9 protein-coding genes are annotated in these 12,463 nt (G+C 71.3%); 2 read left to right on the top strand and 7 right to left on the bottom strand.

The features are described 5' to 3' along the window. Positions 1-140: 140 nt before the first annotated feature. Both ACGFIV_RS26700 and ACGFIV_RS26695 read left to right on the top strand, forming a co-directional pair. Positions 141-284: a hypothetical protein gene (locus tag ACGFIV_RS26700; RefSeq protein ID WP_392838058.1), complete on the top strand. Its 144-nt coding sequence runs from the start codon at positions 141-143 to the stop codon at positions 282-284. A 345-nt stretch (positions 285-629) separates the two neighbouring features. Next, complete coding sequence (locus tag ACGFIV_RS26695) at positions 630-1,898, top strand: hypothetical protein (protein ID WP_392838057.1); 1,269 nt, start codon at positions 630-632, stop codon at positions 1,896-1,898. Positions 1,899-2,134: 236 nt separating this feature from the next. On the opposite strand, the gene cysS is transcribed toward ACGFIV_RS26695, so the two are convergent. The 7 genes from cysS to ACGFIV_RS26660 all read right to left on the bottom strand — a co-directional run bounded on the left by cysS (position 2,135) and on the right by ACGFIV_RS26660 (position 12,389). Beyond that, positions 2,135-3,523, bottom strand: a complete 1,389-nt coding sequence (gene cysS / locus ACGFIV_RS26690; protein ID WP_358561549.1) for a cysteine--tRNA ligase — start codon at positions 3,521-3,523, stop codon at positions 2,135-2,137. A gap of 70 nt (positions 3,524-3,593) precedes the next feature. After that, on the bottom strand, positions 3,594-5,453 hold the full coding sequence (locus tag ACGFIV_RS26685) for a sigma factor-like helix-turn-helix DNA-binding protein (protein ID WP_392838056.1): 1,860 nt from the start codon (positions 5,451-5,453) through the stop codon (positions 3,594-3,596). Positions 5,454-5,522: 69 nt separating this feature from the next. Continuing rightward, positions 5,523-7,592: a UvrD-helicase domain-containing protein gene (locus ACGFIV_RS26680; RefSeq protein WP_358550415.1), complete on the bottom strand. Its 2,070-nt coding sequence runs from the start codon at positions 7,590-7,592 to the stop codon at positions 5,523-5,525. Between the two features lie 11 nt (positions 7,593-7,603). Further along, the gene (locus tag ACGFIV_RS26675) at positions 7,604-10,057 is read right to left on the bottom strand and encodes a hypothetical protein (RefSeq protein ID WP_392838055.1); all 2,454 of its coding nucleotides are present in this window, start codon (positions 10,055-10,057) and stop codon (positions 7,604-7,606) included. A gap of 69 nt (positions 10,058-10,126) precedes the next feature. Then, entirely contained in the window at positions 10,127-10,909 is a 783-nt protein-coding gene (locus ACGFIV_RS26670) for a class I SAM-dependent methyltransferase (RefSeq protein WP_358550411.1), read from the bottom strand. Positions 10,910-11,049: 140 nt separating this feature from the next. Further along, complete coding sequence (locus ACGFIV_RS26665; RefSeq protein WP_358550409.1) at positions 11,050-12,132, bottom strand: ABC transporter substrate-binding protein; 1,083 nt, start codon at positions 12,130-12,132, stop codon at positions 11,050-11,052. 104 nt (positions 12,133-12,236) lie between these two features. Next, positions 12,237-12,389, bottom strand: a complete 153-nt coding sequence (locus ACGFIV_RS26660; protein WP_358550407.1) for a hypothetical protein — start codon at positions 12,387-12,389, stop codon at positions 12,237-12,239. Positions 12,390-12,463 lie beyond the last annotated feature (74 nt).

Here is a 12,463-nt window from a genome sequence, read left to right as displayed (position 1 = left end):
GGGGGGGGGGGTGGGGGGGTGGGTGGGGGGGGGGGGGGGGGGGGTGGGGGGGGGGGGGGGGGGGGGGGGCCCCCCCCGCGGGGCCGCCCCCGGGGGGGGGGGGGGGGGCCCCCCCCCCCCCCCCACGGCGGATGGCGACCATGCACTGGGGGACGTTCGTGCTCTCGGGCGAGCCGCTGATGGCCCCCGTGCAGGAGACCCGCGCGGCCTGGATCGCCTCCGGCCGCGACCGCGCGGACCTCTGGGACCTCGCCGTGGGCGAGACCCGCACACTCACCGGCTGAACAGGCGGAGTCCGCTGGACGACGACGGGTCTTTTCGGCGTGCGCGGAAGCGCACGCCATGATCCCTTCCGTGAAATGGTCGGCCGCTCTCTCCGCGTGTCCGAAAGCGGACAGTAGATCGGGTGACGTCCGTTTGCCGTGATTCCGGACCGTCAAATCAATCCGCAGGTGGCGGACGGGAATTCCGGGTAACCCCCGATTAGGCGCGAAACCACAATCCTGATATCTGTCTGTCAACTACCGTCATTACCAATAGTTTGAATGACAGTCAAGACATTGATGGCCTATCACATACATGAAATACCGGGGTGCATCACCGCAAAGTGAGCACAGAGGAGCACCCTGGTGAAAACGCCCCCCAGCGCCAAAAAAGCCCCAAAACTCACCCGTAGCCTCGCGGTAGCACTGGGAATCACCCTGGTCACCGTCGGGATGGGCAGCGCTCAGGCCGCCACCGCGCCGGATCCGGTCAAGAACCCCCGCACACAGGCCATCGAGCAGCCCGGGAAGGTCCCGGGTGGCTTCGCGTCCTGGAAAGAGCTTCTGGCCACCCAGGAGAAACTCGTCAAAGCCGCCGACCGCATCACCGCGGCCGCCAAGGAACAGGGCGGCAGCGGCTACGCCGGCGTCATCGCCGCCCCGGAGAACCACGAACTTCGCGTCTACTGGAAGGGCGGCACCCCCAAGCGGATCGCCGGGCTGGTCGGCGAACTGCGCCGTGACGTCCCGATCAGTCTCCTTCCTGCGCAGTACTCGGCACGTGAGCTGGAGCGGGAGATGGCTCGCCTCATCCGCAGGTCCAGCGATGTGATCACTTCGATCGCCGCGAAGCCCGACGGCTCGGGCCTGGCCGTCACGGGCGCCGACCTCAACGCGACTCGTTCAGGGATCACCGATTCGGCGGTACCGGTCACCGTGGAGGCCGGCGTCCGCCCCATTCTGACGACCCGGTGGAACGACTCCCCGCCGTGGTGGGGTGGCGGCGCGTGGAACAGCCCCGGCGGCGGCTGCTCGACGGGCTTCGCCGTCACCTACGGCGGGGTGAACAGGGTGCTGTCCGCCGGGCACTGCGGAGCGATCGGCAACACGGCCACCGATCCGACCGGTGAAGTCATCGGAGGCATCACGCAGGACGACAACACCCGCGACGTGCTGCTGATCCAGGCCGCCTCGCAGGGCTATGTCTTCAACAACAACGTCGGCTCCACCTCTCCCGAGTTCGCCAACCCGGTGGTCGGCACCTCCAGCTCCTATGTCGGCCTGTGGGTGTGCACCTCCGGCGCCTACTCGGGGACCAACTGCAGCATCCAGGTCCAGCAGGTCGGCGTCACCATCAACGTCGGCTACCTGATCACCGGAACGGTACGGGCGGAGCAGTCCGCGCACACCAACGCCGTCGGGCAAGGTGACAGCGGCGGCTCGGTCGAGGTCGTCAACCCCGCGAACACCGCCCAGGTCTTCGCGGCGGGTGTCAACACCGCCATCGACGGCGGCACCGCCGTAACGTGTACCGGCTACGTCACCAGCGGCCGGACGTGCGCCTGGCGGATGTACTACTCCCCATGGAGCAACGCGACCGACGCGTTCCCAGGAATCGCGATCGTCCTCGGCTGAGCCGGACAGGTGAGAACCGTGGGGCCGGTGTTCACCCACCGGCCCCATTTCTCGTTGAATCGTCTGGCCGGCCTCCGAGGTGACTCGTCCAGGAGGGTATTTCCGGGTACGGCATTTGAACGGGTACGGCATCTGAACGGGTACGGCATCTGAACGGATGGCCACTCCGAATCATCGAGGCCGATCCATTCCTTATGATGTCCCCACGGGGATGAGCCATGCGGTGGTGGCCCGGGTCAGGACCAGGTCTGTCCCTGTGCGGTGTCGGTGACCTTGACGCCCAGCGCGGCCAGCTCGTCGCGGAGGCGGTCGGAGGCGGGCCAGTCTCTGGTCTCGCGGGCCTTCGCGCGGGCCTCCAGCAGCTCGGCCGCGCCGGGCGGGAGGACCGCGACGACGGGAGGCTTGCCGATGTCGATGGAGAGGTCCAGGCCCAGCACCTGGTCGAGGTGCAGGAACGTCTCAAGGCGGGAGCCGGGGTCCACCGTCTCGTCACGCTCCAGCTCGCGCACGACGCGCAGGGCCGCGGGGGTGTCCAGATCGTCGTCGAAGGCGGCCTGGGCGCGGTCGGCGTACGCGGCGGCGATCGGCCGGCTCGGGGACTCGGCCCACTCGGCGACGCGCTGGCGCCAGCGGCGCAGGGTGCGGTCGGCCGCGTGGAGGGTGTCCCAGGTGAGGTTCATCTGCTGGCGGTAGCGGTGTTCCAGGAGCGCGAGCCGCACGGCCAGGGGGTCGAGCCCGGCGGCCACGACGTCGGACAGGAGCACGACGTTGCCGGTGGACTTGGCCATCTTGCGGCCGTCGAACAGCACGTGCTCGCCGTGGACCCAGTGTTTGACGACGTCGTGCCCGACCGAGGCGTTCGACTGGGCGCGCTCGTCCTCGTGGTGGGGGAAGCGCAGGTCCTTGCCGCCGGTGTGGATGTCGATGTGCTCGCCGAGGAAGCGCAGGGACATGGCCGAGCACTCGATGTGCCAGCCGGGGAACCCCCTGCCCCAGGGCGTCTCCCAGGTCATGTCGCGGTCGGAGCCCTTCCACAGCGCCCAGTCGGCGTGGAAGCGCTTGCGAGGGTCCACGCCCTCGACCCGGTGGCCGGGCTTCAGCGCGTCGAGCCGATTTCCCGAAATTTCACCGTAAGTTGGGAAACTCTGGGCATCGAAGAAGACCGAGCCGTCGTCCACGGCGTAGGCGTGACCCTTCTCGATGAGCTTGGCGATCAGCTCGATCATCAGGTCGATCGTCTCGGTGGCACGTGGGGTGTGCTCGGGGGTGCGCATGTTGAGCGCCGAGGTGTCGCGGCGGAAGGCGTCCTCGTAGAACCGGGCGATCTCCATGGCCGAGCGCCCCTCGCGGCGGGCCTGCTGGAGGACCTTGTCCTCGCCCGAGGCGTCGATCTCCTCGTCGTCGACCAGGTGACCCACGTCGGTGATGTTCTGGCAGACCACCGACCGCACCCGGCTCTGCTCCAGCACCCGGCGGATCAGGTCGGACAGCAGGTACGACCTGAGGTTGCCCACGTGGGCGTACCGGTAGACGGTCGGCCCGCAGGTGTACATGCGCAGGACGCGCGCGTTCGCGGGGACGATCTCTTCGAGCTGCCTGGACCTGGTGTCATACAGCCGCAACATGAAACCGAGCTTAGGCCATGGGATCACGGCCCGTCAGGGCCACGGGGATCACTCGCGACCGGCGCCGGGGTCACGCCGCCTCGGGGTCGAGGAAGGCCAGGATGTCGCGGTCGCCGCGCTCGCGCAGGCGGGTCAGGACCTCCTCGCGCGAGGCGCCGTCCGCCAGGCCGATGCGGGCCCCGATGAGCCGCAGGGCCTCCGCCTCCGAGGCCACAGGGGCGGTGTACCCGATCAGGTGCAGCGCCATGTTGACCGGCGGCAGCCCCTGTGCGGCCTGCGGCAGGTAGCGGGTCAGCAGCTCGCCGCCGTCCGACACCGTCATGAAGATCGAGTCGCCCTCGCCGGCGTTGTAGTCGGCCAGGACGGGCCTTATCGAGCCCATCGTCGGCTGGTTGTGCCAGCTGATCACGACGTCGCCGGACGGGGTGGAGGTGGTCAGCTGCCCGCCGGGGGCCATCCCCAGGTGGGCGGCGAAGCCCGTGGGGAGCGGCGACCCCGAGCCCCTCAGGTGCTCGGCGTTGACGTCGACACGGTGCCACCAGCGCCCGTCCCTGCTGCGGAAGGACCTGCGGGTCATCGACACGTCGCGGCGCGGTTGGTACGGCTCGGCCTGCTCGGGCGCGGCGACGCGGATCCATCCGCGCTGGGTGCGCTCGAACCCCGGCCCGCCCGCGTACGCGCGCACCGAGCTCTCGCTGACCTCATAGCGCGTGGTCAGGTTCGCGACGACGGTGTTCACCGAGGCCTCGCCGCCCGCCCTCTCGATCTCGCGGACGATCATCTCCCGGATACCGATGTACTCCTCGCCGCCCCAGCGCGACAGCCCGTACCGGTTCCTGTCGACCCGCAGGAAGCGCTCGTCGGCGGTGAGCTGGTTGCGGATGCCGACGAGGCTGTAGTCCTCGCCGATGCGGGTCTGGATCTCCTCGGGGCTCAGCGGCCCCTCGGCGACGGCCAGCACGGCCTCGGCCTTCTCGTTGACGCTGCGCGGCCACGGGACGACGTGCCCCTCAAGGATGCGCAGGTGCGGGACGGAGGCGAGCCAGCGCTCGGCGACGTCCTCGCGCACCCCGAGCTGGGCGACCATCGTGACCGCCTCGGGCAGCTTCACCGGCCCGTCGGTGAACAGCTGACGGGTCTTCTCCTTCAGCTCGTCGGCGCCCCCGGCCACCAGCCAGCCGTCGACCTGGTCGTACCCGGTGAGCAGGGTGCGGACGAACCGCCACGTCGGCACGCCCAGCGTCGCCAGCTCCGCGCGGTGCCAGGGCACCGCGGCGGCGAGGTCGTCCGCGGGCACGGCCGAGCCCAGCCGTCCCCGCAGCCAGGCGAGGTGGGCGGCCAGCGGGGTGGCCTCGGGGGCCGCGAGCCGGGCCTGGACGTGGTCGCGAAGGTCGCGCTCGATCTGCCGGATGCGCTCGCGGGTCACAGAGAACCGCTGCGCCAGCTCGTCGAGCGTCACCCGGCGCTCGGCGTAGACCCGGTCCTTGGCGATGGCCCGCTGCCGGTCGTCGAGCGCGGCGAAGATCTCGTCGATCAGCTCGGGGATCGGCCGGTCGGGCTTGGCCGGCTGGGCGGGCACGGACGCCGCCTCGCGGCCGGGCTGGGCCTCGGAGGCCAGCAGCCGCGACAGGACGCTCGTGAACAGCGCGTGGACGGCCTCCCGGGTCTCCGGGACGCGCAGGCTCTGCTCGGGGTCGGTCAGCCGGATCAGGGGCAGGATGTCGCCGAGTGGTAGGTGCCCCCAGCAGGCCATGGAGAGGTCGGCCAGTCGCGCCGCCACCTGAGCGGTTCCGACGATCAGGCAGGCGCGGTCCAGGGGGAGTGCCTGCCACCACGCGTCCGGGAGACGGGTGTCGCTCGCGATCGGCTCGACCTGGCTGGGCGCTGTCCAGCGCAGGGGAGGCACGATGTCGCTAAGGCTCAAATTCATGGGGGTCCAACCGGCATGGGGCTTGGGTCGGGATGAGACTCGGTCTTATCCGCAGTTCAGGTTATTGGGTCATGGGGGCAGAAAGGGACTTGCCCGGCCGGAGTAGGACACGTAAAGCCGCTCGGCGGCCCGTGTACAGGCCATGTAGAGCAGCCCCCGTTCCCGCTGCAGGTCGTGGGCGCGCGCCGTCGGATCCTCGGCGGCCGGGGTGAGCGCGTCGGCCGAGGGCACGATGCCGTCGGCCACCCCGATGAGGGCGACCCGGCGGAACTCCAGGCCCTTCAGGCCGTGGAGCGTGGTGACCCGCACCGGCGCCTCGGCGTTCGCGAGCGCCGCCTTGGCGTCCTTGACCAGGTCGCCGTGGCGGGTCGCGACGGCGATCTCCTCGGGTGGCACCCCGTCGTGGATCCATTCCTGGACGACGGTGACCAGGCCGGCCAGCTCCGCCTCGTGGGAGGTGTACTCCCGTACGAGCGGGCGGGTGCCCGGATGCGTCGCGCGGAAGCCCACCAGTTCGATGATGCCGTCGACCAGGCCGTCGGCCGGGCCCCCGCCGCGCAGCCGTACGCCCCACGAGAGGATCTCCTGCGGCAGGCGGTGGGAGACGGTGAGGCGGTGGCTCTCGGCCTTGATTCCGAGCGCGCTGAGCGCCACCCGGGTGTCGAAGACCCGCTGGTGGGGGTCGCCGACGATGAACAGGTCGTTCGGGGCGGGCGGCACGGCGGCGCGCAGGAGCCGCCACTGCGCCGGGTGCAGGTCCTGCGCCTCGTCCACCACGATGTGCCGGTACGGTTCGAGCCCCGGCGCGTCGTCGCCGAGCAGGTCGCCCGTGGTACGGCCGAGCAGCGTGGAGGCCTCGGAGGCGAGCTGGAGCAGCGTGCGCCGGCCGGAGGCGCGCAGCCGTCCAGTGACGTGCTCGATGGCCTTCCAGACCGCGGTGCGCTCCTCGACTTCGAGCTCCACGCTGCGGCCGGGACGTCGCGCGGCCAGGTATTCCTGCACGGTGCAGAGGTTCTGCGCGAGGATCACCTGTTCCCACTCGCGCAGCAGGAACGCCGGGCTGTGCAGGTCTCCCGAGACCTCCGAGGCCTCCTGCCACAGCGTGGCGAGGTCGGGCGCGCCCACCAGCAGCGGAGGCCGTCCCTCGGCCTCGGCGACGATTCGGTGGGCGAGGCGCTCCACGTTGCCGACCTCGACGCGCTCGCGGATCTCCTCGTCGTCCACCAGCAGGTCGAGCTTCGCGGCCACGTCGGCGGCCACGCCCTGGGAGAACGTCACGAGCAGGACCCGGCCCGCGCCCGCGCGTGCGAGGTGGGCGGCGCGGTGGAGCGCCACCAGGGTCTTGCCGGTCCCCGCGCCGCCGGTGACGAGCACCGGCACGCCGTAGCTGTCCTGGTGGGCCAGGCGGTGCTGGGTCGGGTAGAGGAACGTGCACCAGTGCGGGGTGGTGAGCACCCGGTCGAGCACGCTCGGGTCGGGGACGAAGGCGGCCCGGTCGGGCGTGCGTTCGAGGGCGGCGGTGAGGTCGGTGACGTCCACGGCCGTCGCCGGCACGGCCACGCGCGTGTCCAGCGCCCGCCACGCCTCGGCGACGGAGCCGCCCTCGCCCAGCACCGCCAGCGGGGCGAACTGGCTCTCGGGGAGCAGCGGTTCGAGCGCGTCGAGGTTGGCGGCCGTGGTGATCAGCCGCACCAGGGGGAGCACCTCGGTGTCGATGCCGAGCCCGAGCAGTTCGCTGTCGCGGACGTGCGCGAACAGCCGCCACTCGGTCGAGGCGGCGGAGCGGCGCAGCGCGGGCTCGACCCGTTCGAGGGCCTCGGCGTTCCAGATCTCGGCGACCCCGATGGCCGCGTTGACGGCGAAGCGGTGCCGCTGGGCGTACGACCAGGCCTCGGCGTCCGGCAGCACGGTGAGCATCCAGTACACGTCGCGCTGCCGCACCACCACCCCGCGGTGGCGGTCGGCGAGCCGCAGCGTCGCGACGCGCGGGTCCCTGGTGTTGCGCACCCGCTCGGGGTGAGGAGCGGACGTGGTGTTCTGCAGGAACCGGCGCAGGGAGATCACGGCGTCCCGGCGTACGGGCCGGGGAAGCGCGTCGAGGTCCTGGGGGACCTCGGGGGCGATCGCGAGCCGGGGCACTGCGGCTCCCGTCAGACCATCAGGGACAGCAGGTCGCGGTCCCCGCGTTCTCGGAGCCGGTTCATCAGGTCGGGCAGTCCCACTGGCCCGGTCATGCCGATGCGGGTCGCGAGCACCCGGATGGTCTCTTCGAGCGACTCGGGGCCGCCGTTGGTGGTGTGGCCGGCCAGCCGCAGCGCCACCTCGCCCTTTTCGAGGTCGCCGGTCGAGGGGGGCACCAGCCTGGTCCGCAGGACCTTGTCCTCCTCGGCGACGGTGAGGAACAGGTGGGCTCCGGGCTGCGCGCCCATGTCGTGGAGAAGCTGTCCCAGCGACTCGATGACCGGACGGGCCTGCCAGCTCAGCGTCACCTCTCCGGCGGCGCTCGTCACCGTGTGGCTTTCGCCGGGGGAGAGCCCGAGGTAGGCGGCGAACCCGCTCGGCAGCGGGCACTCACCACCGGTGAGCTGCTCGGGCGCGACGTCGACCCGCAGCCACCAGAGGCCGTCCGGGTGCCGGAAGCACCTTCGGGTCATCGACACGTCCTTGAGCTGGCCGGTCGGGACCGAGTGGCGCCCCTCGGGGTCGCCCGGTCTCTCCTCTTCGGCCTTGCCGGGCTTCTTGGTGCTCTGGATGCGCAGCTGCGGGACGTTCTCCAGCCACTCCTTGGCCACCTCGGGGTGGATGCCCAGGGTCGACACCAGTTCGAGGGCGCGGGCCACCGTCGGCGGGCGGTCGGCGTTGAGGATCAGGGCGCAGGTCTGCTCGCGTAGCTCCGCGATGTCGCCCGACACCAGCCAGTCGTCCTGGACCGTGTAACCGGGCAGGGTGGCCAGCACGAACTGCCAGGCAGGGACGTCGAGCGAGCGTAGTTCCCTGGTGTGCCAGTCGGCGGCGGTCATCAGGCGCGACTTGGGCGCGGCCACGCCGAGCGTGCCGGGGAGCTTCTCCAGGTGCTGGGTGTACGGCGCGGCGTCCGCGCTGTCGAGCCAGTCGGCCAGCCTGCCGCGGAGCTCGCCCTCCAGGGCCACGATGTCCTCGGGGGTGACGGCGAACAGCTTGGCCAGTTCCTCGGGGGCGGCGGGGGAGTCGGCGAAGACGTGGTTCTGGGCCACCGCCCAGGTCTTGTCGTCCAGGTCGGCGAACGCCGCGTCGATGATCGCGGGGATGTCCCTCTCGGTGCGCCCGGTGCCCAGCTCGTCGGTGTTCGTGCCCGTCGGGGTCCCGCTGCCCTCGGGCGCGGCCGGACCTTCCGCCTCGCGCGGCGGTTCGCCCTCGCCCGGGATGTCGCGATCCTGGGTGTCCTCGGGGCCTCCGGGGGCTCCGTCGTCTTCCCCGGAGCCTTCCGGGGCGTCCGCGGCCGAGGGGGGCTTGGCGCCGAAGGGGTCGGGGTCGAGGGGGGCACCGGCGGGGCCGAAGGGCCCGGAGTCCGGGCCGAACGGGTCGTTCTGCGCGAACGGGGCGGGCTCGGCGTCGAACGGCTCGGGCTCGGGCACGAAAGGCCGGGGCGTGGGGGTGAACCCCGGCTCGTCCCCGCCGAACCCGGGACCGTCCGTGCCGAAGGAGGGGACGTCGGGGGCGTACGAGGGGCCGTCAGGGGCGTACGAGGGGACGTCGGGGGCGTACGCGGGTGCGCTCGGGGCGGCGAAGGGCCGTTCGGCGCGCGGGGGCGGGGTGAACATCGAGGGACGGGACGGCGCGGAGTCCCGGGGGCCGTCGCCGGGGAACTCCCTGGAGGCGTGCTGCTCCAGGGCGGCCTCCGCCATGCGGGCCGCGGCGAGCCCTAGGGGGTCGACGCGGTCGATCGACGCCTTCTGCCTCTTCGGCAGCGGGGGCGCGGTCCGTACGGGAAGCGGTTCGGCCCGCGGGGGCGCGGAGGCGGGCGCGGAGACGGCCACGAGCGCTTCCGAGGGCGGCGCGGGTTGGGAGACCGGGGTGGGCGTCTCCGAGGCCGGTACGGGCGTCTCGGAGGCGGGGACGGGCGTCTCCGCGGGTGTCTCCGCGGGCGTTGAGGGGGTCTCCCCGGGCTTCTCGGCCGGCGGGGACGTCCGGGCCGCCTGGTCGTCCTGACTCTGCTCGCCGGTGGGCGTCAGCCGTACGAAGACCGCGGTGAACAGGGCGGTCAGGACCGGCCTGGCACGGATGAACGGCTGGTCGGTCAGCTCGCGGCCGGTCAGCGACAGCAGGCCGAACCACGAGCCCACTCGGTCGAGCGCGATGGAGACCTGCGGCTCGTCGGCCTCCTCGGGGTCCATGACGTGCAGGGCGGGCAGGATGTCGCCCACGGCGGCGGCCGGCCAGTGCTCCATCGCCAGCTCCGTGAGGAGCTCGCCCAGGGCCTCGGGGCCGAGCACGGCGAAGACCCTGCTGAGGGGCACGGCCCGCCACCAGGCGTCCGGCAGGCTCGGCACCTCGCGTAGCTGCGAGAACCCTGTCGCGTCACTCCACCGAAGCGGAGGCACGAGATCACTCAGGCAGAAGTTCATCCCGTTTCCTCTCCGGTGATTCCGTTGACCAGACCATAGTCTGGCAAATCGCTCGATCGTAGGCGGCGGTTAGGCTCGCACAGCGGCGAATCGCAGCCTCACGTAGTCGGCCACCCAGCCCGATTCGCGGCGCAGGGCGGGAGCCGCCAGCTCGTTGACCCTTCTCAGCAGCGGCTCCACCGTTGCGGGCGGCACTCCGTCGAGCAGGGATCCGGCGAACATCCGTACCCAGTCGGCGGCGCCGTTGGGGCACTCGTCGAGCGGCGTCGGGCGGTCGAAGTATTCGAGCAGCCGTACGGTGAACCCGCCCTTCTCCAGGCGGACGGCGTACTCGGCCGGGCTGGGGAAGTACCACGGCAGCTCGGGTTCGGGCAGTCCGTACTCCCGCCAGGCCGTGAGCATCGCGGAGGTGAGCGCCGCGCAGTTGCCGGCGCCGCCCAGCTCCGCCACGAACCGGCCTCCGGGGGTCAGCGCCGTGCGCACGCACCGGATCACCGCGTCGGGGTCGCGGCCCATCCAGTGCAGCGCGGCGTTGGAGAAGACCGCGTCGTACGGCCGGCCGACGCCGAAGTTGGCGCCGTCGCCGACCATGAAGTCCAGGCCCGGGTGGTGGGCGACCGCGACCTCGATCATCGCGGCGGAGCCGTCCATGCCGAGCACGGTGGTGCCCCTGGCGGCGATGTCGGCGGTGAGCACGCCGGTGCCGCAGCCCAGGTCGAGGATGCGCTCGCCGGGCTGGGGGTCCAGCAGCTCGATCAGCGGCGCTCCGTGCGCCGAGACGTAGCCGAACGAGCTGTCATAGGCGCGTGCGTTCCACCGCATCAAGCTCGGCGTGTCGTATCGCAAGGCCATCAGCTCGCATTCTCAGACATCGCTTCCCGTGTCCGTAAGTACAGACACTTTAGAGCCAAGATGCCCTTGCGACACATCTGTCCGGGTGCTTCCCCCTCACCGGCCGCGTCGATCCGGGGATGGGGGACGGATCACCAGGGTCAGCTCATGGACTTGGCCCAGTTGTCCTTCAGGTAGGTCTTGGCCTCGTCGGCCTGGGGGATCGTGAGCACGACCGGGGTGCCGGACACGGCGGGCAGCTTGGCCGCGGCCTGCTTGTCGAGCTTGCCCTTCATGTCCAGCGCCTCCATGCGCGCCGGGCGGGCGAATCCCTTGAGGAAGAGGTTCTGGACCTCGTCGCTGTAGAGGAACTCCTGCCAGAGCCGGGCCGCGGCGGGATGCGGCGCCTTCTTGTTGATCGCCTGGACGTAGTACGACGCGAGCGCCGCGTTCGCCGGGATCACGACCTTCCAGGCGGGCTTGTCGTCTCCGGCGGTCTGGGCGGCCTTGGCGGCGTTCACGTAGTCCCAGTCGACGAGGGTGTTGGCCCGGGAGGGCAGGCTGAAGGCGCCCGACTTCTTGAGCTTGGTGAAGAATTCGAGGCCCCGCTGGGCCTGCGGCTTGCCCGCCTGGAGCGAGGCCGCCATCACGCCGTTGAACGCCGCCGCGGTCTGCAGCGGATCGCCCGGCAGGGCCACGGCGTATCCGGGCCTGAGCAGGTCGGAGAAGCGCGACGGGGCGCTCACCTTGCGCGGGTCGTACCCGATCGACATGTAGCCGCCGTACCCGGCGTACCAGTGCCCCTTGAGGTCCTTGACGCCGTCGGGGATGTCCTGCCAGGCGGCCACCTTGTAGGGGGAGAACTTCTGCGCGTTGGCGATGGCGACGTCCATGCCGAGGTCGAAGACGTCCGGCGCCTGGGCGGGCGGCGCGGCCTTCGCCAGGTCGATCTCGCGCTGGCTGCTCGCGCCGGGCTCCGCCACGTTGATCCGCAGCCCGTACTCGCCGGTGAAGCGGTCCATGATGGCACCGTAGTTCACCCAGTCGCGGGGGACCCCGGTGAGGTTCAGGGAGCCCTCTTTCCTCGCGGCCTCGACCAGCCGTTCCATCGAGCCGAACCCTTCGGCGAGACTGGCGGCCTTCGGGTTGACCGGAGGGAGCTTCTTGTCGGTGGTGGTCGCTGACGAGCACCCGGCCACGGCTGTGGCGAGGAGCGCTACTGCGGCTGCGGCACGTGATGTCACGAGACGAATACTCAACGTCACGCCCTCTCGCGTCGAGGAGGCACGCGGACACTTGGGGCAGCGTTGGGGTACAGCTCAGGGCTTACGACGCCAAAGGGGCCGGCTCAGCGCTCGGGGACGACCTTCGCCGCGACGACCTTCTCCTCGGGGATGCCGACCAGCGTGCCGTCGCGCTTGCGGACCTTGAGCAGACCCTCGTGCCAGGACTCGAGGACGCCCACCGTGTCGCGGAATCCCTCGGGTTCCCTGCGTCGCACCGTTACCCTGCTGCCGACATCTGATGGGGAAACGGAGATGAGCAGTCTTCCGCCAAAGTGCGTTGTCATCCGCT

The organism is Sphaerisporangium sp. NPDC049003 (genome assembly GCF_043197795.1).
Classification (GTDB): domain Bacteria; phylum Actinomycetota; class Actinomycetes; order Streptosporangiales; family Streptosporangiaceae; genus Sphaerisporangium.
The sequence above is the reverse complement of the archived record's forward strand: the minus strand, read 5'-3'. Positions and strand labels throughout refer to the sequence as shown.